Source organism: Bacillus sp. SIMBA_026 (genome assembly GCF_046535335.1).
In the GTDB taxonomy this organism is placed as follows: Bacteria; Bacillota; Bacilli; order Bacillales; family Bacillaceae; genus Bacillus; species Bacillus velezensis.
In genome coordinates this window covers 134,807-157,834 of sequence record NZ_JAWRWX010000003.1, presented here as the reverse complement: position 1 = coordinate 157,834, position 23,028 = coordinate 134,807, and the positions used below count along the sequence as shown (strand labels likewise).

Genomic DNA, 23,028 nt, shown 5'->3' with positions numbered 1-23,028 from the left:
CAGTTATGGCAGAAATAAAAAAAATTTACGTACGTAAGCTGACCCGGAAAAAACAGCGCAAGAACCGAAACAGACGGCCCGAATGTTCGCAATATGATTTCATTAAACCGCAAAAAAAGCACTCTATTTTACATAGAGCACTTCAAAAAGATTCCTTTATTGCAGTTTTATCAATGTTGATTAATTCCATATAATCTTTTCCCCACTTATACATGGCGTCCAGAATCGGCATAAGGCTTTCTCCTTGCGCCGTTAAAGAATACTCCACTTTCGGAGGGACGACAGGGTAAACTTCCCTGTGAACGATCAGATCCTGCTCCAGCTCCCTGAGCTGATTCACAAGAATTTTGTGCGTAATATCCGGAATTAAAGCTTTCAGCTCATTAAACCGCTTCGTCCCTTCTTTTCCCAAGTGCCACATAATCAGCATTTTCCACTTCCCGCCTATCACGGCAAGCGTCAATTCCTTTTCGCAATTAAACGTTTTCTCATCCATTCGGCTCACGGACAATTCTCCTTCCTCTTACTTTTTGTACGGTCATCATCTATTCATACACGCTTACTTTTTCACACAACTTTCATCAGTTTATACTACCACGCAGTTTTGCTGAAACAAAGCGCATTGCCTGCGGGGACAGTATCCTCAAAGTAACTATTAGACTTCAAAGTGCGTACTTCTCAACATGCGGGGCACTCTATAGAATGGAAATACATGAAAAAGAGGAGTGGATATAAAGTGGAATTACAGCTGGCATTAGACTTAGTAAATATCCCGGAAGCAATTGAACTTGTGAAAGAGGTCGAACAATATATAGATGTTGTAGAAATCGGCACTCCCGTTGTCATTAATGAAGGACTGAAAGCCGTGCAGGAAATGAAAACAGCCTTTCCTCACTTGAAAGTGCTTGCCGATCTTAAAATCATGGATGCAGGCGGTTACGAGATTATGAAAGCGGCAGAAGCGGGAGCCGACATCATCACCGTTTTAGGAGCGACAGACGACTCAACGATCAAAGGGGCCGTTGCCGAAGCAAAAAAACAGCAGAAAAAAATCCTCGTCGACATGATAAACGTAAAAAACCTTGAAACACGGGCAAAAGAAATTGACCAACTCGGTGTTGATTATATTTGTGTTCATACGGGTTATGATCTTCAAGCAGAAGGAAAAAATTCATTCGAGGAACTGACGGCGATTAAAAAAGCGGTCAAGAGCGCTAAAACCGCAATTGCCGGAGGCATTAAACTTGATACGCTTCCTGAAGCCATCAAACAAAACCCAGATTTAATCATTGTCGGCGGAGGCATTACGGGAGCTGACAATAAAGCGGATGCTGCTGCTAAAATGAAACAGCTGATCACACAAGGATCATGAAAACGACTGAATACTTACATGAAATACTAAATGAAATATCCCGCACCGCAGCATTAATATCCGACAGTGAAGCTGACAAGCTTGCGGATCAGATTTTATCGGCAGATCAAATCTTCACGTCCGGAGCGGGGCGTTCCGGCTTTATGGCTAAAGCGTTCGCCATGAGGATGATGCACATCGGCCTGAACGCTTACATCGTCGGTGAGACGCTTACCCCTCCCCTCCAAGAAGGCGGTCTCGTCATCATCAGCTCAGGCTCAGGCGAAACAAAAAGTCTGCTTCATACAGCTGAAAAAGCCAAAAGTCTTAACGGTATCGTCACTGCATTAACGATTAACCCCGGCTCAAGTCTCGGCAAACTTGCGGATCTTACAATAACGATTCCCGGCTCTCCTAAGGAAGAGACCGGCGGAGACAGAAAGACGATTCAGCCGATGGGTTCTTTATTCGAACAAACTCTTCTGCTGTTTTACGATGCGGTTATTCTAAAAATCATGGAGAAAAAAGAATTGAATTCAGCAGACATGTTTACAAAGCATGCGAATCTGGAATGATTTGCTGACGGCCTTCTTATCAGATGGCCGTCTTTTTATCGTCTTGTTGCGCACGGTCATGCAGACCAAGGTTTTCGGGTCGGACACTCGCAGACGAAGATATCCTGCCGGTGAGCTTATCGCTATAATAAGTCAATTGACGATACGGCCGCAACCGTTCATTTCTGAATAGGGAAACGGCAAAAAACACTTTCTGATCGAATTTTTAATGAATAAAGTTGATTTGTGCGGATGGTTTTACAGATATTCAGCTGAATTGCGGCTGAGAAATATATTTTAACAGCTTTACAGCCGGCCGATTCTGCTTTATTCTTGGACCAGCTTAAAGCAATTTATAACTGGAGGTGATTGATACTCTTGAAAACATTAAAAGCACTGCTGCTTGTTCTTATCATCATTGCCGGAGCAGTCGCGGCCCTGATCAAGGGTGATCTTTTCTCAGATAACGAGCAGACCGTTCAGAAGAGTGATTATGACAAAGTAATCCTATTTCCGTCCGATCGATATCCGGAAACAGCAAAGCATATTAAGGACGCGATAAAAGAAGGACATTCCAGCATATGCACCATTGACAGAGACGGAGTACATAAGCGTCGTGAGCAATCTCTTAAACATGTACCTGTAAAAACGGGATACGATAGGGATGAATGGCCGATGGCGGTTTGTAAACAGGGCGGAAACAACGCCTCCGTAGAATATATTTCTCCGGCAGACAACCGCGGAGCCGGCTCTTGGGTCGGACATCAGCTTACCAATGATCCCGACGGAACGAGAGTATTATTTAAAATCAAGTAAAAAACAGGAGGAACAGCGCATTGATTAAATCATGGAAACCGCAAGAACTGGCCATTTCTTATCATCAATTTACAATCTTCCAAAAAGATTCAGAACCGCCTGTTATCGATTGGACCGATGAAGCCATTGAAAAAGGATATGCGGAAGCTGACAGAGCTGTTTCATTTGAGGCAAGGAGAAATACGAGGGCATTTATCGTTCTCAGGCTTAACACAAGTGAACCGGTACCATCCTATGAGAAAAAAGCGACTGTTCCCTTTGAGGCTGTAAAAAATGGAATTGAGATTGAAAGCGTGATGTCAAAGCGGCTTTTCTTTCATATTCCGAAAGGCCGATACAGCCTTACCTTTTATTCAGTGCCTGCCGAAATATCCGATCTTCATGCGGATACGTATATTATTGATGCAGCCGCAATGTAAAAGAAATCCCTGAGAGAATCATATTTCTCTCAGGGAACTTTTATAAACTTTTACCGTTTGTTTCAATTACATTCCGGTACCAATAATAACTTTTCTTCCTGATCCGTTTCAAATCCTTTTCATCTTCTTCATCTCGATTGATATACACAAAACCGTAGCGTTTTTGATAGCCGTTCAGCCAGCTTAACAGATCCGTGAATGACCAGCTGCAGTAGCCGATGAGATGAACTCCGTCACTAATGGCCTCTCTGCACTGTTCACCCATACTGAAGGTCCTTTACCGTCTTTATTCCAGGCTCCTTCAGCCTGATAGGCAGCCGAGGCTGACCCCCATAGAAATGTATCAGGGAACAGGCCCTGTTTTTTATGTATCATGTGTGCGTATAATATTGATATCATACGTTATGAAACGCGTTTCAGAGCAATCCCGATAAAAACAAAAAAGCAACCGGCTTGCCGGATGCTTAAGAATGATGATGCCGCTTTTCCAATTTATGAGGCGGCGGCTTCGGAACAAACCCATTTTGTTTCATCATGTTAAAGCGCCTGTCCATATGCTGTTTAATATGTTCTGCTTTTTCTTTCGGCAGGACCCCGTACTCGACATATTTGGATATGACATGTTTTCGTTTTTCGAGCACTTCTTTTTCAAGTGATTCAATTTCTTTTTTCTGCTGTTCCGTGAGTGACATTGTTGAAGGCATTTTTGTTCCGGCGGCGTGTGCCGGCATTGTGAAAACCATTGCTGTAATGAAAAACGCAGCTAAAGACAATGCAGCTTTTTTCATGATTCTTTCCTCCTTTAACGTTTGTTATATGTTTCTCCCTCATCCATTTTTTATGCAAAAAAAAGAGCGAAATTATTCGCTCTTTTCAATCGATTCGTCCGGCAGCGCGTACGTGACATACGTTCCCGCTACAAAATCGTGGATTGACCGTTTGTCTTCTCTCATTCCGACCATGAATGCGCTCACGATCACACCGATTCCAAACGTCACCCCATATATCAGGCCGCCCACAAGCACTCTCAAAATCATAGTGAGAAAGCCTACCTGAGTTCCGTCTTTTTTGACGATGCGGATACCGCAGATCTTTTTGCCGATAACATAACCGTTCCAGTAGACAGGGAGCAAAATACCATAAAGAGTCAAAATAATGCTGATCATTGCGCTCTCATTCGGATCTTTTCCTGTTGCCAGCATAAAAATAATCGCCAAAGGCACTGAAGTAATTAAATAGTCGAGTACCACGGCTCCCAATCTGATCCAAAATCCCGCCGGTCTGTAAATATTCATCGTGTTTCTCCTCACTATGGCTTTAAAATCACTTTAATGTTGCCATCTTCTTTTTTGTCAAATATATCATATGCAGCAGGAGCTTCCGCAAGACTCATTTTGTGTGTAATGATGTCCGTCGGATCAATTTCATTTTGTTCGATCATTTGATACAGCATCGGCATCAGATGAATAACGGGTGCCTGGCCCATTTTTAAAGAAACGTTGCGTGTGAAAAAATCACCGAGCGGAAAGCCGTCCGCTTCAGAAATGTATGCGCCCGTGAGCTGCACGGTTCCGAACTTCTTAACGGCTTCTGATGCTGTAAGAATCGGACTGATCGTTCCGAACTGATTCGGTTTTTGCTCTGTTTTTTCTTTTGAAAGCGGCGTGCCGTCCATTCCGACACAATCAATCACTACATCCGCGCCCCCTGACGTTTGTTCATGCAGCAGTTTCCCGATCTCATCATGTTCTGAAAAATTGAAGGTCTCTGCTCCGTTTATGCGTCTCGCATGTTCAAGGCGATGCGGGACTTGATCGACTGCGATAACCCGCTTTGCTCCTTTTTTCCACGCGAATTTTTGCGCCATTAAGCCGATCGGACCTGATCCCAGAATCACGACTGTATCCCCTTTTTTCACTCCGCTGTGCTGGACGCTCCAAAAGGCGGTCGGCATGACATCTGACAGAAGCAGCACCTGCTCATCTTCAAGCTCACTGTCTGCCGGAACCAGAAAAGAAGAGAAATCAGCATAAGGAACACGTAAATATTCAGCCTGCCCGCCGGGATAATTACCGTTAAACTCCGAAAAACCGAATAAGCCGCCGGCATCTGTATGAGGGTTTGGATTTGATTCATCACACTGGCTTTCCATCTGATGCTTGCAATAATGACATTCTCCGCAGCCGATGTTAAAAGGAATCACGACCCGGTCGCCTTTTTTCAGCTTTTTGACTTGACTGCCCGTTTCTTCAACGATTCCCATCGGCTCATGCCCGACGATATAACCCGGATCGGCGGGTATTCCGTTTTTATATAAATGAAGGTCTGAACCGCATATCCCGGTTGCGGTGATTCGAACGATGACATCTCTCTCATCTTGAATGGCGGGTGCCGGGACTTCTTTCACTTCCATATGTTCTTTTCCTTGGTATGTCAGTGCTTTCACACTTGGTCAGCTCCTTTTTCATCACTCCTTCCCTTTTCACCTGCTTCTAAACTTGGCCGGTATGTTATTCGGCCCGCTGAATATCCCATTGAAAAGGATCTTCAAGCTGCAACCAATCGGAATCGAACTCAGACGGCGTGAGCAGGCACTGATCCAATTCCTTTGTAATGGCTGCTTCATCTAAATCTGTTCCGATAAACACCAGGTTCGTATGACGGTCTCCGAATTGGTCGTCCCAATCTTCCAGAATCTCCGGTTCCTGCTGTTTAATCTGCTCCTGCTCAAGTTTCGGCATTGCCGCCACCCAATAAGAAACAGGCTCAATCGAAACTGCCGGACCCGCCTGAGACATCAGCAGCGCAAGGCTGTTGCGGGTTGCGCACCAAGCAATTCCTTTTGCGCGCACAATGTTGTCAGGCATTGATTGATGCAGCCAGCTGTCAAAACGAACGGTATGAAACGGCAGACGCCGCGAGTACACAAACGAAGTGATGCCGTACTCTTCCGTTTCCGGAGTGTGCGCTTCATGACCTGCCGTCAGTTCCTTTATCCATCCTGCTGATGAACTCGCTTCCTCAAACTCAAATAAACCGGTATTCAATATGTATTCGGCGGGCACTTCTCCGCGGACGGACCGGATCAGTCTGGCACGGGGCTGTAATGCGCGAAGAACCGTTTCCAGCTGTTCAAGCTCTTTTTCGCCCACCATGTCGCATTTATTTAAAATGAGCACATCACAAAACTCGATTTGGTCAATTAGTAAATCGGCAATCACCCGTTCATCCTCTTCTCCCGCCGCTTCCTTCCGGTCAAGAAGGCTGTCACCGGACTGGAAATCATGCCAGAAGCGGTTTGCATCCACCACGGTCACCATTGTGTCCAGCCTGCAGAATGTTGTCAGATCAATACCCATTTCTTCATCTATATAAGAAAATGTCTGGGCAACGGGAATCGGTTCGCTGATCCCTGTTGATTCAATCACTATATAATCAAATCTGCCGTCTTTCGCGAGTTTCTCAACTTCGACTAATAAATCTTCACGCAGCGTGCAGCAGATACAGCCGTTGGATAATTCTACGAGTTTCTCATCCGTCCTTGACAAGCCGCCTCCCTGCTTCACCAAGCCCGCGTCTATATTTACTTCGCTCATGTCATTGACGATGACGGCAATTTTTAAACCGTTGCGGTTTTGTAAAATATGATTCAAAACGGTCGTCTTTCCGGCACCAAGATAGCCGCTCAATACTGTAACCGGAATTTTTTTCATATAAATAGCCTCCTGACAAAATAGAATGATTACGATTTACATGCTGCACCTGCCTTATTTTCATTATGATGTATATTGTCTCAAATCGTAACCGTTACTATTTATTCTGATATATTCTCCGCTAAAAATCAAGTGGAAATGATAAATCATAAAAAAGACACGCTGTCATACGTGTCTTCCGCCCAAACTTAAACATCCGCAGGACTGTTTTCAGTGCCATAGCTTTTTCTCCAAAAATAGCCTGCGGCCAGAACAAGCACAAATGCGAGCAATGCGATACATGAAAAAGAGATAAAACCGATCGCATAAGTTCCCGTCATCTGCTTCAATGATCCTAAAATATTCGGAAGGAAAAAACCCCCTATGCCGCCGGCTGCTCCGACGATCCCCGTCACCATTCCGATTTCTTTTGCAAAGTGCTGAGGGACAAGCTGAAATACTGCTCCGTTGCCCATACCGAGTGCCATCATTCCGATAAACAGCAGAACGACAACCGTTGAAAGCGGAGGCAGGCTGCTGACTCCCGCCATACACAGAGCCGCGATGACAAACAGTACAGCGAGAACTTTCGCACCTCCCGCACGGTCTGAAATCCAGCCTCCTGCTGGGCGAAAAAAACTGCCCGCCGCGACACATATTGTAACGAAATCACCGGCATGGATTTTTGACAATTGATATTGATCAACGAAAAAAATCGCCAAAAAACTTGATAATCCCACAAAACCTCCGAAAGTGACGCCGTACAAAAGACAGAAACACCATGTCTCCTTCTGCCTGAAAACGTGAAGGTAGTTTTTAAGCGGCTGCGGTGCGGGCTGTGCAGGAGAGTCCTTCGCCATGACGATAAACAGTATAAAAACGATCATCAACGGAAGAAGCGCAATTCCCATTACACTGTGCCACCCAAACTGTTCCGCAAGGCGGGGACCGAACAATGTCGCAAACAAAGTGCCGCTGTTGCCGGCACCTGCTATCCCCATCGCAAGCCCCTGCAAGTGAGGCGGATACCACCGGCTCGCCATCGGAAGCGCAACAGCAAAACTTGCGCCCGCCACGCCCAGCAGAATGCCGATCGCATACAGCTCAGTCAAAGAACGGCCGCCGAATGCCCCCCAAAGCAGCGGGATCATCGTGATCAGCATCCCGATCACGGCTGTTTTCTTCGGCCCGATCCTGTCCGTTAACACACCTAAAATGATCCGAAACACAGATCCTGATAAGATCGGCAGAGCCACGACAAACCCTTTTTCAAAAGAAGATAACCCGAAATCCTGAGAAATATAAACGCCGAGCGCCCCCAGCATTACCCAAATCATAAAACTCACATCAAAATATAAGAAGGAACAGAGCAGAGTGAGCGGATGGCCGCTTGTTTTTAATTCCGACAGCTTCATAACATTCTCCTTTCCGGTCTTCTATCATTTCAAATTGCTGAATCAAGAATATATGACCGGCATTCACCGGAAAAGACATGTGTAAGATAATGCGACACATTTAATGCGTTAATCAGGCAATGTGCCATAATTTCTCATAGAGAAGCAATCTTACAGGCAGCTGCAAAGGAGGTTTGGCGAATGAAGAAACAACGATTAATTGCAGCAGGGAACGGAATGGCCGGAATCCACTGTATTGAACACATTTTAAAGATGAACCGTGACATGTTTGAGATTGTCATTTTCGGAACCGAACCTCATCCCAATTACAATCGCATTCTCTTATCCTCCGTTTTACAAGGTGAGGTTTCGCTTGATGACATTACGCTGAATAGCCGCGAATGGTACGAGAAAAACGGAATTACGCTTTACACAGGAGAAGCGGTTGTAGACATTGATACAGAACGGCAGGTTGTCACAACGGATCGAAAGCGCAGCATGACTTACGATCATTTCATCGCGGCAACGGGCTCCTCTCCTTATATTCTCCCCATACCCGGAGCAGAGAAAGAAGGCGTCTGCGGCTTTCGGACAATAGAGGACTGCCAATCCCTTATCAGTGCGGCCGGCCGGTATCAAAAGGCGGCGGTCATCGGCGCCGGTTTATTAGGTCTTGAAGCGGCCGTCGGCTTACGGCAGCTCGGCATGGACGTCAGCGTCATTCACCACTCTTCCGCCATTATGCAAAAACAGCTTGATCAAACGGCATCACGCCTGCTGCAGAAAGAGCTGGAGCGAAAAGGCTTAGTCTTTCTTTTAGAGAAAGACACGGTATCCATTACAGGAAACTCACGGGCGGAAGGCATCCGTTTCAAAGACGGTTCTTCCATAGAAGCAGACCTGATTGTCATGGCCGCCGGTGTGAGGCCCAATATCCGATTGGCTGCATCTGCCGGACTTTCAGTGAACCGAGGAATCATCGTCAATCAATTCATGCAGACGAACAAACCGAATGTGTATGCCGTCGGTGAATGCGCGGAGCATGACGGGATTGTATACGGATTGGCGGCGCCGCTTTATGAACAGGGAAAAGTGCTCGCGCAGCATCTATGCGGCGTCCCGTGCGAAGGGTTTCAAGGCTTTGCACAATCTGCAGCCTTAAAAATAGCTGGTATTGATGTATGGTCGGCAGGAAAGGTGCACGAGGATGAGCACACAGCCGGCATATTGTTCCATGATGAGCATGCAGGCATCTACAAAAAAGCGCTCTTTGAGGACGATAAACCGGCCGGCTTTATTTTATTCGGGGACACGCGCGGTAAACAGCGGCTTCTCGACAGTCTTGTGAAGCAAAGAGATATTTCCATCGTGAAAAAACAGCTCATGGAACCGGATCAAGGCGGTATATCCTTTGAATCCATGCCTTCCCATGAAACCATTTGCCAATGCAGCTCAGTGACCAAGGGCTCCATTGAAGAAGCGGTGAACAAATATGGCTTAAAAACCGCGGAGGAAGTGAAGCACATGACAAAAGCGTCCGGGTCTTGCGGAGGATGCAGGCCGCTCGTTGAAGACTTGCTGAAGTATATGGCGAGCGATGATTACACAAAACCCTCCCGCCAGCCTTCGTTTTGCGGCTGCACCGATTTGACGGAAGAAGAAGTCATCGCGGAACTTCGGCGCCGTCCGTTCACTGATGCCGCCGAGGTAATGAAAGAGATCGGTTGGAAAACAGAAAACGGCTGCCGCATTTGTATTCCGGCGCTTCACTATTACCTGGAAAGGACGCGGCCTGATTTTATGCAATTCAATGAAATATCGGCAGAAGAGACATGCACCCTGATTCCGCAAATGTACGGCGGACTGACAAGTGCCGCAGAGCTCAAAAACATCGCAAACGTCATTGAAGCATACGGCATCCCCGGCGTTTCGATGACTGACAGTCACCGGCTGAGGCTTTCCGGAATCAGGCCAAATGACCTTGCAAGCATCAGAAAAGCACTGAACATGCCGGTTTTCTCCCCCTGGCACCGCTGGACGATTCAAATCAGATCATGTACGTGCGGACAGCATCGCTCCTTTCAAGAGCTGGCAAGCAGGATTGAACGAGATACCGACATGCTTGCCGTCCCCGCTTATGTATCCGTCAGCTTGTCATGTGAAAACAATTGCACCGATGCTTACATTCAGGATATCGGCGCGCTTCAGACACAAACTTGCTGGGAGATTTATATCGGGGGCGTCCGCGGAAAACAAGCTCGCGCCGGCAGCCTTTTTTGTGTGACGAATAACGAAGACAGTACCGCCGCTATGATGAAAGGCCTTATTCAGTATTATCGCGAAACGGCTCACTACAACGAAGCGATTTATCAATGGGTTAACAGACTCGGCCTCGTCCATATCAGAGAAATGCTGTTTGAAGAAGATATGCGGACACAGCTTCTGAAAAATCTCCGTTCAGACATATCCCTGCTGCAAAATCTGTCTGCCGGGAAAACGCCATACGAAAGGATGAAGCTTTTTGACTGAACCGATGCTCCGTTATTTCCGTGACAAACTGCAAGATATTCAATCGGAAAAAACATATGAGACTCAATGCCCGTTCTGCAGCATGCAATGCAAAATGCAGCTTACGGAACAAACCTTCGCGGCACGAAAGAAATACACTGCAATCGGCATTGATAATCCGACGACACATGGCCGTTTATGTACAAAAGGCATGAATGCCCATCAGCATGCCGTGCACACTTCCCGCATTACACGCCCCCTGCTTAAAAAAAACGGTGAATTTGTGCCTGTCTCTTGGGCTGAAGCGCTGAATCGCATAAAGGAACAAATCAATCTGATCCAAACCGAACACGGCAATGATGCGATGGCCGTCTATGGGAGCGCCTCCATTACAAATGAAGAAGCCTATCTGCTTGGAAAGTTCGCACGGATCGGCTTACAGACGAAATACATCGATTACAACGGGCGGCTCTGTATGTCTGCCGCAGCAACGGCGGCCGGCCAGACATTCGGCGCGGACAGGGGCCTGACGAATCCATTATCGGACATTCCGCATACACGCGTCATCATCCTGGCAGGCACCAATATCGCGGAATGCCAGCCGACGATCATGCCGTATTTTGATAAAGCGAAAGAAAACGGGGCTTACATTATCGCCATTGATCCCCGGGAAACGGCGACGACCAAAATAGCCGATCTTCACCTGAAAATCAAGCCCGGCACAGACGCCGCCCTGGCAAACGGACTCGTCAAAATCTGCATTGACGAACAGCTTACAGACAAAGACTTTATCCGCACACGTACAAACGGATTCGATAAGCTCAAACGGCATACCGACGCTTTGGATCTGAAAGAGATCTCCGAGCAGACAAGTGTTCCTTTGGAGCATATGCGAAAGGCCGCCGTGAAGTTTGCCAAGGAAACATCCGGCATGCTGTTTACAGCGCGGGGGATCGAACAGCAGACTGACGGTACCGCGGCGGTAAAAGCTTTCTTAAATATGGTGCTGATCACGGGAAAAATCGGCAAGCCCTTCTCAGGTTACGGGGCGATTACCGGTCAAGGCAACGGACAAGGCGCGAGAGAACACGGCCAAAAAGCGGATCAGCTTCCGGGCTACCGTTCTATCGAAATTGAAGAACACCGGGCGTATATTGCGAAGGTGTGGGGAATTCATCAGGATGAGCTGCCGCGAAAAGGCGTCTCAGCCTATGAAATGATAGAAAAAATAGATAGCGGCGACATCAAAGGACTGTTTCTCATGTGTTCCAATCCGGCTGTTTCCGGTCCAAATGCGAATTTCGTCAAACAAGCAATCAAGAAACTGAGATTCTTTGTCGCAGTTGATTTATTTATTTCTGAGACCGCGGCATTCGCAGATGTGATATTACCCGCCTCCTCTTATTTGGAAGACGAAGGCACGATGACAAATGTAGAAGGCCGCGTGACATTAAGAGAAGCGAGCCGCACCTGCCCCGGAGAAGCGAAACATGATTGGCAGATCATCTGTGACATTGCCTCGGCTCTTGGTAAAGGGCATTATTTTCCCTATACGTCGGCGGAGGAAATCTTTAACGAACTGAGAGAAGCGAGCCGCGGCGGAATTGCTGATTACGCTGGCATCACCTATGACAGGCTCAGGCGGGAAGGCGGCATTCAGTGGCCATGTCCTGAAGCGGATCACCCCGGAACCGGGCGATTGTTTGAGCACTCATTTGCCCATCCCGATCACAGAGCTGAATTAAGCGTGATTCCAAATGAACCGGCCGTCCAGAAAGAGAAACCGAGCGCCGGCTATCCGCTTTATTTAACCACGGGAAGGGTGATGTCTCACTACTTAACGGGTGTCCAAACGAGAAAAAGCTCCGCCCTGGCTGCAAGACATTTCGAATCCTTTGTGGAAATCCACCCAAAAACGGCGGCCGACTATCATATCGAAGACCGTGTTCTCGTGAAGATAGAATCCCCCCGGGGCAGCATCACGGTCCGGAGCAGATGGTCGGAGAACGTACGAAAAGACACGTTGTTTGTCCCCATCCATTGGTCTGACACGCAAAACGTCAACGATTTAATTGGTGAAGCCTTGGATCCGGACTGTAAAATGCCCGGTTTTAAGATGTGCACAGTACGAATCAGCCCTATATAATTTTTCATAAAATTTTTAGATTTTTTAGTATTTTTTGTTACATTTCATAACATGCACCTTAAATATTTGTTTTTGCTGTGCTACGCTAAAGAAAACATAGATAAGGAGCGGATCATCTGATGGGAAAAAAACAGCTAGTCCTTGTTGGAAATGGAATGGCCGGGGTAAGAGCGATTGAAGAAATACTGCGTGTTTCAAAAGACGAATTCGAGATTACAATATTCGGGGCCGAACCTCATCCCAACTATAACCGAATCCTTCTGTCAAAAGTGCTGCAAGGCGATACCGACATTCAAGACATTACGTTAAACGATTGGAACTGGTACAAAGAAAACAACATCCAGCTGTATACCGGTGAAACAGTCATCAAAGTCGACACGGAAAACAAAACCGTCATCACAGATGCAGCCAGAATCCAGCCTTACGATGAACTCATCCTGGCGACAGGCTCTGTCCCTTTTATCCTTCCGATTCCGGGCGCAGACAAACAAGGCGTCACGGCATTCCGGGACATAAAAGATACCGACACGATGCTCGCCGCGTCAAAACAATATAAAAAAGCAGCCGTCATCGGCGGAGGACTGCTGGGATTGGAAGCCGCACGCGGACTGCTGAATCTCGGAATGGACGTGTCTGTCATACACCTCGCCCCATTCCTGATGGAGCGCCAGCTTGACGCAGCGGCGGGACGCCTGCTGCAAAACGAATTAGAAAAACAAGGCATGACCTTTTTCCTTGAAAAGCAAACCGAAGAAATTCTCGGTACTGACCGTGTCGAAGGCGTACGCTTCAAAGACGGCACAAGCATCGAAGCTGACCTGGTCGTCATGGCGGTCGGCATCCGCCCGAATACACAGCTTGGCACAGAAAGCGGCATTCCGGTAAACCGCGGAATCATTGTCAATGATTATATGCAGACTGACATTCCGCACATTTACGCGGTCGGTGAATGTGCCGAGCACCGCGGAATCGCATACGGTCTTGTGGCGCCGCTCTATGAACAGGCGAAAGTGCTGGCCAAACATATTTGCGGCATTGAAACAAAACCGTATGAAGGCTCCGTTCTCTCCACTCAATTAAAGGTATCAGGCGTCGAAGTCTTCTCTGCCGGTGACTTTGACGAATCAGAGGACAAAAAAGCGATTAAAGTGTTCGATGAGCAGGACGGCATTTATAAAAAAATCGTCCTGAGGGGCAATCAAATTGTCGGCGCTGTTTTGTTCGGCGACAGCAGCGAGGGCGGCCGCCTGTTTTCTATGATTCAAAAAGAAGCCGATATCTCCGAAACTTCCAAAATATCAATCTTACAGCCTCTTGATCAGGAAGCAGGCGCAAGCATGACCGCGGCGATGAGCGACGATGAAATCATCTGCGGATGCAACGGCGTTTCAAAAGGTGCGATTATTCAAGCCATTCAGGAAAAAGGCTGCACATCAACGGACGAAATCAAAGCATGCACCGGGGCATCCCGTTCCTGCGGAGGCTGTAAACCGCTCGTGGAAGACATTCTTCAATATACACTGGGCTCAGAATTTGACGCGTCCGCGCAAAAAGAAGCGATTTGCGGCTGCACCTCACTGTCGAGAGATGAAGTCGTAGAAGAAATTAAAGCCAAAGGGCTGTCCCATACAAGAGAAATCATGAACGTGCTCGGCTGGAAAACGCCGGAGGGCTGCTCCAAATGCCGTCCTGCCCTCAACTACTACTTAGGCATGATTAATCCGGCTACATACGAGGATGACAGAACATCCCGTTTTGTGAACGAACGGATGCACGCCAATATTCAAAAAGACGGAACATACTCAGTCGTGCCGCGGATGTACGGCGGCGTGACCAACTCTCAGGATCTCCGCAAGATCGCCGATGTCGTCGACAAATATGATATCCCGCTCGTTAAAATGACAGGCGGCCAGCGGATTGATCTCATCGGCGTCAAAAAAGAAGACCTGCCGAAAGTATGGGCCGAGCTTGATATGCCGTCAGGCTACGCGTACGGAAAAACACTCCGCACGGTAAAAACGTGCGTAGGCGAACAATTCTGCCGCTTCGGCACGCAAGACTCCATGGCACTGGGCATTGCGCTTGAGAAAAAATTCGAAGGGCTCAATACGCCTCATAAGGTTAAAATGGCCGTGTCCGCCTGCCCTCGGAACTGTGCGGAATCAGGCATTAAGGACCTTGGCGTTGTCGGCATCGACGGAGGCTGGGAGCTTTATGTCGGCGGAAACGGCGGAACCCATTTGCGCGCCGGTGATTTGCTGATGAAAGTAAAAACGAATGAAGAAGTCTTAGAATATGCGGGGGCTTACCTTCAGTACTACAGAGAAACGGCAAACTATCTGGAGCGGACATCCGCATGGCTTGAGCGCGTCGGTTTATCTCATGTCCAATCCGTATTAAACGATCCGGAAAAACGGCAGGAGCTCAACGACAGAATGAATGAGACACTCTCTGTCCACAAAGATCCGTGGCAATACTTCCTTAAAGATAAAAAAGCATCTAAAGATCTATTCGAAAATGTCGTCACGACTTCATAAAACAGTAAGGGGGAACGGACATGGTTAATAAAGATATGACAAAGGTTTGCATAGGCAAAGTAAACGAATTACCCGAGGAGTTAGGAAAAACCGTATATATAGAAGATAAAGAGCTTGCCGTATTTAAGCTTTCTGACGGGAGCGTCCGCGCCGTCGAAAATCGCTGTCCCCATAAAGGGGGCGTCCTGGCTGAAGGCATCGTCAGCGGAGAATACGTCTTCTGTCCGATGCATGACTGGAAAATCTCCTTAGAAGACGGAAAAGTCCAAGAGCCGGATCATGGCTGTGTCAAAACATACGAAACACTGATTGAAGGAGAGAATGTATACCTCCTGTATTGAGCAAAGACCGGATCACTTTTTCAAGTGGTCCTTCATTTTTTAAATTGCTGAAGGGATGACGCCATCATGAAAAACGGAATCGTATATTTTGTCGGTGCCGGACCAGGAGACCCGGGGCTGATCACAGTAAAAGGAAAACAGGCTCTGGAGAAAGCGGATATCATTTTGTATGACCGGCTCGCAAACCCAAAGTTTCTTGAATATGCCTCACCGGACTGCCGGTTCATTTATTGCGGAAAGCTGCCCGACCGTCATTTTATGAAACAGTCTGAGATAAATGCCCTGCTGATTGAAAAAGCGGCGGAGGGCTGCACCGTCGTCCGCTTGAAAGGCGGAGACCCAAGTGTGTTCGGCAGAGTCGGCGAAGAAGCGGAGGCGCTTCATCAGCACGGCATCCGCTACGAAATGGTGCCCGGCATCACCTCGGGAATCGCAGCGCCGCTGTATGCGGGAGTCCCCGTCACCCATCGTGATTTCGCTTCGTCCTTCGCGATGATCACCGCTCATGATACATCATTGCAAGGCAGGCCGAATCTCGACTGGGAAGGGCTTGCCCGAAGCGTTCAAACGCTTGTGTTTTACATGGGCGTTAAAAATCTGTCGTTTATATGCCGGCAGCTTATGGAGTACGGAAAATCCCCTTCCGTTCCCGTACTCGTCATTCAATGGGGGACGTGGGGGCGGCAGCGGAGCGTTAAAGGAACGCTTCAGGATATCCATGAAAAAGTTCAAAACCAAAACATCACCAACCCTGCCATTATCGTCATCGGTGATATTGTCAATTTTCAAACACACAGCTGGTTTGAAAGCAAACCGTTCATCGGGCGGCATATCATGGTTGTCACTCATGGCGATGAAGAACATACATTGACAGACAAGCTGCGCGAGTATGGCGCCGATGTTATTGAATGGCCGAAGCGGATCGTTAAAAAAATGCCCGCAAACGAAAACATCCTGAATCAGATCAGCACCTTTGAACAACTATTTTTCACATCGCGCCTTGCGGTATGCGAATTCTTTGACACACTGGCTTTCAAGCAGATCGACATCCGCCGGGTGACCGCAAGCCTGAATGCAGCGACTGAGACCGCAAAGACGGAACTGACAAAACGGGGCTTTCTCCTATCCGAATGTCAATTTGATTCTCCGCATTCACTCATTGTAGGAAGCCGTCAAGCAGCAGAAAACTTGTCAAACTCAAAATCATGCTCTTTTTATATCACCCATGAACATATCGCGGATGAGCGGTTCACTTCCATGATCGAACGCACGATCAGTGAGTCTCCTCTGCAAATGATTATCTGTACGGGCAAAGAATCCGCTCAGCATTTGATCAGCGCCGGAAAACAAATCGGCATATCACCGGATCCGTCAGCAAACCGCCCTCCCGTCATCTGCATGGGCGAAGACGTCCCCGCCGGCTGCGGGTTTACCGCCGTGAAAAATCAGGAACAGTTATTTGCGTTTATACGAAATGAAATGAAAGACATGCTCGTTCACAGCTGATACGCCGGAATGCTTTTCTGACCCCCAGGCTCAACATCGGGGGTCAGCCCTTTTTTATTGTGTCACCAATTTTTTATGGTGAGTCGAATACATCGCCATCTGATCCGCCTGCGGGTCCAAATAGGCTTTGGCGCTGTTCACGGCGGTCGGCCCTTCCGTGAAACCGCCGGCAATCAATCTGAGCTTGCTTTCATAATGGGCGGCGTCACCGGCGACAAACACGCCCGGAAGATTCGTCCGCATATGTCTGTCAGCTTTAATTCTGCCTTCTTCTATCTCAAGCCCCCAGTCCTTCATCGGACCGAGATCAATTTTAAACCCGTGGTTGATAATGAGCTCATCAAGCTTGATGACTTCAGAAAGTCCGGACTCAGTTTGGCAAATGGTGACGCTCTCGATCCGTTCTCCGGTGCCATTGAGATGCTTCAGACGATACGGCGCAAGCACCCGCACGGAAGACCGCTTCATTTTCGCGACGCTGCTTTCCAAACCGCCGAACTCCTCCCTGCGGTGCAAGACGGTAACAGACGCCGCAATCGGTTCCAGCTCATTCGCCCAGTCAACCGCGGTATCTCCCCCTCCGGAAATCACGACATGCTTCCCCTGAAACGCATCAAGCTTCTCCACTTTATAATGAAGGTTCTTTCCCGAATAACGGCTCGCATCCGCGCTGTCAAGTTCATTGACCTCAAGCGTCCCCATGCCGACGGCCAAAATCACCGTGCGTGTATAGTGCTTTTCCCCTTTGGAACTTTCCAGCACAATGGTTCCGTCTTCCAGCCGTTCAAATCCGGTCACCCGCTGATTCAACACGATATCCGGCTCAAATGTCGCAGCCTGTTCCTTCAGCTGCTTAATCAGCTGTTCTCCGGCAATCCCGGGTATTCCGCCGATATCACGGATGATTTTTTCAGGGAAAAACATAGACACTTTCCCTCCGAGCCGCGGCAAAAACTCGATCACTTTCGTTTTCAGCTCGCGCATCCCGCAATAAAAAGCCGCAAACAGGCCGACCGGGCCTCCGCCTATAATCGTGACGTCATACACCTCATGATTTTCCGCCATCGTTCTGCCTCCCGTTTATATCTATACTTCAAATATTTTTAATTGAGAATCAATATCAATGAAAGTATAACACATATTGAGGAGAAGTGTTTATTCATTTCTCATCTTGCGGAAAAGGAGTGATTCAGAAGTGAGGTTCTGAGATTGATAAGCGGGAAGGTATTAAAACTGAAACCAGTACGGCGACTGGTTTCTTTTTTATCTCTTTTTCATCAGCATGATATCGAGGTACAGCTGGCACCTTGTCCTGAAGTCGTTTAAATTAATTGATGTCATGTCAAGAATCTGTTTGATACGGTAGTTCAATGTGTTTTGATGAATAAAAAGCTGTTCTGCGGCTGGTTTTGTTTTGCAGTTATTGAGGAGATAGATTTCTAACGTTTTCAGCAGTTCTGTACTGCTTTCTCTGTCTTTGGCTTTTAATAACGCTAAATCATCGTTTACATATTCCAGTGAGGCGTTTTTTTCTTCGATGCTTTCAAGATAGCGGTAAATCCCGAGCTTACTGTATTCGTACGGGATATTTTCCTGGTTTCCGGTAATTTCGGCGGCCTTTATGACTTCAAGGGCTTCTATATAACTTTTGCCGAGCTTCAGGATGCTGCTGTATTCATTGCCGATTCCGATATAGATGGGAGTGGGGATCTTCTGAAAGTGAAAATGAGTCAGCAGTTTGTGGATGAATTCAGATGCTGCCGAAGTGCCGGAGCTTTTTTGCGAGAAGCTTGCGACGACGATGACAATATTGGAATCAATGGTTAAGACGTGACTGACTTTATCCCGCAAATTCAAGTACGATTTGATGTTTTCCTTCACATCTTCGACTGCCTCCCCATCCCCATTTGCGGCGTGCAGGACGACCACTGAAAAAACCGACGGCAGCACGGCGTTCATCTTTTCCGCTTCCCGCCTGAACTCCTTTTCAGAGGAGAATTGCTGAAAGATCGCCCGTTTCACCAGGTCTTCCGCTCTTTCTTCTTTTTCTTGTTTCAGCCGGTTCGTTTTATAGATGATTTTTCCGACATGAAATGAAGTTTCATATAAAAAATCGAGCTCCTCGTCCGTCAAGTTTCGGTCGAGCTCCTGAATCCAGATGTAGCCCATCACTTCCCCTTTATGTTTTGCGCTTACAACCACTCTCTGATTCAGTCCGATGCTGTCTATTTTTTCGACACGGAACGGTTCAGGAACGGTTTTCAGCTTTTCGATCACCCCGTCCTTCAGAAACCTTTCAAAAATCTGCACGGGGCATTTTTTTGAAAATATCGTCTGCTGGTTGGCGGAGTCGAAGTGATTAATGTAATAAGAATTATAGGCAAGCAAAAAGAAATCCGCGCTTTCCAGAATAACGGGCTTCTGCAATTCATAACTGATGAAATCAATTAATTTATCAATGTCCGTAAATGAAAAAACTCTCTCTAAAAGCTCTTCCATACCTATTTCTCCTATGCTCTTTTTATCTTTATCATACTCTGCGGGGTGACTTTTTGTATAGAAAAAAATTCACATATTCCCAAAACGGCATGATCCGAAAGCCTGTATCGTGAAAAGAGGAAAAAGGGCGGTCCCTTCTTCCTCTCGTTCCTTGCTTTTATTGAGAAAGTGTATCACGGTAATCATGAAACTGATCTGTGACATCTTTTGACGGAGCCTGTGTCAATAAGCTGACGACAAATACAGCGGCAAGGCTTACAGCAAAGCCCGGAATGATTTCGTACAAAAAGTCTGAAAGACCGGCATTCGCCCAAATGATTACGGTAATCGCTCCCGCAATCATGCCGGCGAGTGCCCCCCATTTCGTCATCCGTTTCCAAAATAAACTGAGCAGTACGACCGGCCCGAATGACGCGCCGAATCCCGCCCATGCATAGCTGACAAGACCAAGTATCGTGTTGTTTTTCTCCCAAGCGAGCACCAAAGCGATGATTGACACCGCAAGCACTGCCATTCTCCCCAGAAATACGAGTTCCTTATCAGAAGCCGAACGCCTGAACATGGACTTATACAAATCCTCTACTAAAGAACTGGACGTAACGAGCAGCTGAGACGAAATCGTACTCATAATGGCCGCTAAAATCGCAGAAATGAGAAATCCCGTAATAATCGGGTGGAACAGAATGTTGCCGAGCTGAATAAAAATGGTTTCCGGATCAGCCAGCTTCAGTCCGTGCTGGTGGTAATACGCGATTCCCGCAAGACCCGTAAACAGCGCGCCTAGTGCAGACAAAATCATCCATCCCATTCCGATCCGTCTGGCGCGTTTGATTTCTTTCACAGATGTGATCGCCATAAAGCGCACAATAATATGCGGCTGCCCGAAATAGCCGAGCCCCCACGCAAATAAAGAAATAATGCCAAGGACGGTCGTCCCTTTGAACATGTTAAACAGTTCCGGGTTGACGGAACGGATATCGGCAACGGTTTCCCCCGGGCCGCCCGTATGGAAAATCGTCACAATCGGCACGAGAATAAGCGCCACAAACATAATGATCCCTTGAACAAAGTCCGTCCAGCTTACCGCCAAAAAGCCTCCGAACAAGGTGTAGGCGACAACGACGCCTGTCACGACCCACAGTCCCGTGTGGTAATTCAACCCTAAAATGCTGTTGAATAAGACGCCTCCTGAGACCATGCCGGATGATACGTAAAATGTGAAAAAGACGAGAATGACAAGACCCGAAAACAGTCTGAGAAGCTTCGTATGATCACCGAAACGATTTTCAAGGAAACCCGGAATAGTGATGGAATTCCCCGCTTTTTCGGTATACGTTCTCAGTCTCGGCGCCACGAAAAGCCAGTTCGCCCACGCCCCGAGCACAAGCCCGAGCACAATCCAAGCGCCGCTTAATCCTGTCGAGAACATGGCGCCCGGAAGCCCCATCAAGAGCCATCCGCTCATATCCGCCGCTCCCGCGCTGAGCGCTGTGACGGCAGGGCCTAAAGAACGCCCCCCGAGCATGTAATCCGTCAGATTTGACGTCCGTCTGTAGGCGAAATAACCGATAAACAGCATACCCGCCATATAAATACAAATGGAAATAATCAACTGAATGTTTGCTATGGCATTTCCTCCTCCGCTTTATATGTTTATGGTGAAATGGACACCCCCCGCGAGGAGGATGCCCATTCAGTCCCTCTTAAAACATTTCACTGATTGTTTTCGCCTGCATGTGGAGGGCCAAATAATCCGGGCCGCCCGCTTTTGAATCAGTGCCGGACATTTTGAAGCCTCCGAACGGATGGTAGCCGACAATCGCTCCCGTACAATTGCGGTTGAAGTACAGGTTGCCGACATGGAATTCCTGTTTCGCCCGTTCAATATGTTTGCGGTTATTTGTAATGACCGCGCCTGTCAAACCATATTCAGTATTGTTGGCCACTTCTAAAGCTTCATCAAAGTTTGACACTTTAGAAAACGCCACGACAGGCCCGAAAATTTCTTCCTGCATGAGTCTGGCTTTCGGATCAAGGTCAGCGAAGATCGTCGGCTTGATAAAGTAGCCTTTTGAATCATCTCCGGTGCCGCCGCTTACTAAACGGCCTTCTTCTTTTCCGATTTCAATGTAGCTCATGATCTTGTCGTAAGAACCTTGGTCGATGACAGGCCCCATATAAACATCTGCACTGTCAGGTTTAGCAGTTACTTTTGATTCCGTAATTTCAATGACACGCTCTAATACTTGATCATACACTTTTTCATGGACAACTGCACGTGAACCTGCAGAACATTTTTGTCCGGCAAAGCCGAATGCAGATGTGAAGATCGATTGAGCCGCTAATTCAATGTCCGCATCCTCGTCGACAACAACCGTATCTTTACCGCCCATTTCAGCAATGACACGCTTTAAGTGCTGCTGGCCCGGCTGCACTTTCGCCGCGCGTTCGAAAATTCTCGTACCGACTTCACGTGATCCTGTAAATGTGATAAGGCTTGTTTTCGGATGGTCAACAAGATAATCGCCTACTTCTGCTCCGCTTCCCGGCACAAAGTTGACTACGCCTTTTGGCAATCCGGACTCTTCAAGCACCTCAACAAATTTTGCTGCAATAACAGGTGTAGCACTCGCAGGTTTTAGAACCACTGTGTTTCCAGTAACGATCGGCGCCACTGTTGTTCCTGCCATGATCGCAAACAAGAAGTTCCACGGCGGAATAACAACTGTCACTCCAGTCGGCGTGTACACATATTGGTTCTTCTCGCCTTCACGGCTGTTGACCGGTTTGCCTTTTGCCAGTTCGATCATTTGGCGTGCATAATACTCCATAAAGTCGATGGCTTCAGCCGTATCTGCATCAGCTTCGTTCCAAGGTTTTCCCGCTTCCTTGACAAGCAGGGCGGAGAATTCGTGCTTTCTGCGGCGGACTTTGGCAGCTGCGCGGAACAAAACGGCCGCTCTTTCTTCAGGGGATGTGTATCTCCACTCTTCGAACGCTTTCGCAGCTGCTTCAATCGCTTGCTCAGCGTGCTCCTGGGACGCCTTTGACACTTTTCCGACGACTTCTTCTTTATCAGCCGGATTGATTGAAACGATTTTCGCTTCCGTCTCTACCTTTTCACCGTTGATGACGAGCGGATAATCTTTTCCCAGATACTCATTTACCGTCGCAAGCGCTTTCTTAAATTCTTCAACGTTCGATTGATCTTGGAAATTCGTGAATGGTTCGTGTTTATAAGGTGTAGTCATTGTCATCTCTCCCT

At 47.5% G+C, this 23,028-nt stretch carries 20 protein-coding genes and 1 pseudogene; 9 read left to right on the top strand and 12 right to left on the bottom strand.

The genetic code is table 11. The features are described 5' to 3' along the window. Positions 1-142: 142 nt before the first annotated feature. Positions 143-505: a transcriptional activator HxlR gene (hxlR, locus tag SB847_RS17015; protein ID WP_007409352.1), complete on the bottom strand. Its 363-nt coding sequence runs from the start codon at positions 503-505 to the stop codon at positions 143-145. Between the two features lie 231 nt (positions 506-736). Here hxlR and hxlA point away from each other — a divergent pair, with 231 nt between their 5' ends. The 4 genes from hxlA (at position 737) to comJ (ending at position 3,140) form a co-directional block, all read left to right on the top strand. Next, positions 737-1,372 (top strand): 3-hexulose-6-phosphate synthase, encoded by a 636-nt coding sequence (gene hxlA / locus SB847_RS17010; RefSeq protein ID WP_014416875.1) that lies wholly within the window; start codon positions 737-739, stop codon positions 1,370-1,372. After that, the gene (hxlB, locus tag SB847_RS17005) at positions 1,369-1,926 is read left to right on the top strand and encodes a 6-phospho-3-hexuloisomerase (protein WP_044802747.1); all 558 of its coding nucleotides are present in this window, start codon (positions 1,369-1,371) and stop codon (positions 1,924-1,926) included. Before hxlA ends, hxlB begins: the two co-directional genes overlap by 4 nt. A 357-nt stretch (positions 1,927-2,283) precedes the next feature. Next, positions 2,284-2,721: a NucA/NucB deoxyribonuclease domain-containing protein gene (locus SB847_RS17000; RefSeq protein ID WP_003156588.1), complete on the top strand. Its 438-nt coding sequence runs from the start codon at positions 2,284-2,286 to the stop codon at positions 2,719-2,721. Positions 2,722-2,741: 20 nt separating this feature from the next. After that, complete coding sequence (gene comJ, locus SB847_RS16995; protein ID WP_410578168.1) at positions 2,742-3,140, top strand: competence protein ComJ; 399 nt, start codon at positions 2,742-2,744, stop codon at positions 3,138-3,140. Positions 3,141-3,180: 40 nt separating this feature from the next. Here comJ and SB847_RS16990 read toward each other — a convergent pair. The 7 genes and pseudogenes from SB847_RS16990 to SB847_RS16960 all read right to left on the bottom strand — a co-directional run. Beyond that, positions 3,181-3,399, bottom strand: a pseudogene (locus SB847_RS16990) (family 1 glycosylhydrolase); the annotation flags it as partial. Then, positions 3,324-3,515, bottom strand: a complete 192-nt coding sequence (locus SB847_RS16985) for a family 1 glycosylhydrolase (protein WP_410578282.1) — start codon at positions 3,513-3,515, stop codon at positions 3,324-3,326. The pseudogene SB847_RS16990 and the gene SB847_RS16985, both read right to left, overlap by 76 nt. Positions 3,516-3,604: 89 nt before the next feature. After that, positions 3,605-3,883 carry a YckD family protein gene (locus SB847_RS16980; protein WP_263612330.1) on the bottom strand — a complete coding sequence of 93 codons (279 nt, stop codon included), beginning with the start codon at positions 3,881-3,883 and terminating at the stop codon, positions 3,605-3,607. A gap of 117 nt (positions 3,884-4,000) precedes the next feature. After that, on the bottom strand, positions 4,001-4,435 hold the full coding sequence (locus SB847_RS16975) for an RDD family protein (protein ID WP_021494203.1): 435 nt from the start codon (positions 4,433-4,435) through the stop codon (positions 4,001-4,003). Positions 4,436-4,449: 14 nt separating this feature from the next. Next, entirely contained in the window at positions 4,450-5,586 is a 1,137-nt protein-coding gene (locus SB847_RS16970) for a zinc-dependent alcohol dehydrogenase (protein WP_007609290.1), read from the bottom strand. A gap of 64 nt (positions 5,587-5,650) precedes the next feature. Then, positions 5,651-6,853: a GTP-binding protein gene (locus tag SB847_RS16965; RefSeq protein WP_410578166.1), complete on the bottom strand. Its 1,203-nt coding sequence runs from the start codon at positions 6,851-6,853 to the stop codon at positions 5,651-5,653. Between the two features lie 188 nt (positions 6,854-7,041). Then, on the bottom strand, positions 7,042-8,247 hold the full coding sequence (locus SB847_RS16960) for an MFS transporter (RefSeq protein ID WP_032872798.1): 1,206 nt from the start codon (positions 8,245-8,247) through the stop codon (positions 7,042-7,044). Positions 8,248-8,427: 180 nt separating this feature from the next. Here SB847_RS16960 and nirB point away from each other — a divergent pair, with 180 nt between their 5' ends. From nirB to cobA, 5 genes are all read left to right on the top strand, one after another. Continuing rightward, on the top strand, positions 8,428-10,755 hold the full coding sequence (gene nirB, locus SB847_RS16955; protein ID WP_410578164.1) for a nitrite reductase large subunit NirB: 2,328 nt from the start codon (positions 8,428-8,430) through the stop codon (positions 10,753-10,755). Further along, positions 10,748-12,880, top strand: coding sequence for an assimilatory nitrate reductase catalytic subunit NasC (gene nasC, locus SB847_RS16950; RefSeq protein WP_410578162.1), 2,133 nt, complete (start codon positions 10,748-10,750; stop codon positions 12,878-12,880). The genes nirB and nasC overlap by 8 nt, the downstream gene beginning before the upstream one ends. A 119-nt stretch (positions 12,881-12,999) precedes the next feature. Continuing rightward, positions 13,000-15,417, top strand: a complete 2,418-nt coding sequence (nasD, locus tag SB847_RS16945; RefSeq protein ID WP_410578160.1) for an NADPH-nitrite reductase — start codon at positions 13,000-13,002, stop codon at positions 15,415-15,417. Between the two features lie 20 nt (positions 15,418-15,437). Then, complete coding sequence (gene nirD / locus SB847_RS16940; RefSeq protein ID WP_007409365.1) at positions 15,438-15,758, top strand: nitrite reductase small subunit NirD; 321 nt, start codon at positions 15,438-15,440, stop codon at positions 15,756-15,758. Positions 15,759-15,824: 66 nt separating this feature from the next. Continuing rightward, the gene (cobA, locus tag SB847_RS16935) at positions 15,825-17,264 is read left to right on the top strand and encodes a uroporphyrinogen-III C-methyltransferase (protein WP_410578158.1); all 1,440 of its coding nucleotides are present in this window, start codon (positions 15,825-15,827) and stop codon (positions 17,262-17,264) included. 54 nt (positions 17,265-17,318) lie between these two features. Here the strand turns inward: cobA and SB847_RS16930 are convergent, their stop codons facing one another. The 4 genes from SB847_RS16930 to pruA form a co-directional block, all read right to left on the bottom strand. Continuing rightward, a complete protein-coding gene (locus tag SB847_RS16930) occupies positions 17,319-18,329 on the bottom strand; it encodes an NAD(P)/FAD-dependent oxidoreductase (RefSeq protein WP_410578156.1) in 1,011 nt (336 codons plus the stop codon). A gap of 198 nt (positions 18,330-18,527) precedes the next feature. After that, positions 18,528-19,763 (bottom strand): proline utilization transcriptional regulator PutR, encoded by a 1,236-nt coding sequence (gene putR, locus SB847_RS16925; protein WP_003156600.1) that lies wholly within the window; start codon positions 19,761-19,763, stop codon positions 18,528-18,530. Positions 19,764-19,920: 157 nt separating this feature from the next. After that, positions 19,921-21,375: a sodium/proline symporter PutP gene (putP, locus tag SB847_RS16920; RefSeq protein ID WP_007609276.1), complete on the bottom strand. Its 1,455-nt coding sequence runs from the start codon at positions 21,373-21,375 to the stop codon at positions 19,921-19,923. A gap of 91 nt (positions 21,376-21,466) precedes the next feature. Then, the gene (gene pruA, locus SB847_RS16915) at positions 21,467-23,014 is read right to left on the bottom strand and encodes an L-glutamate gamma-semialdehyde dehydrogenase (protein WP_011996302.1); all 1,548 of its coding nucleotides are present in this window, start codon (positions 23,012-23,014) and stop codon (positions 21,467-21,469) included. Positions 23,015-23,028 lie beyond the last annotated feature (14 nt).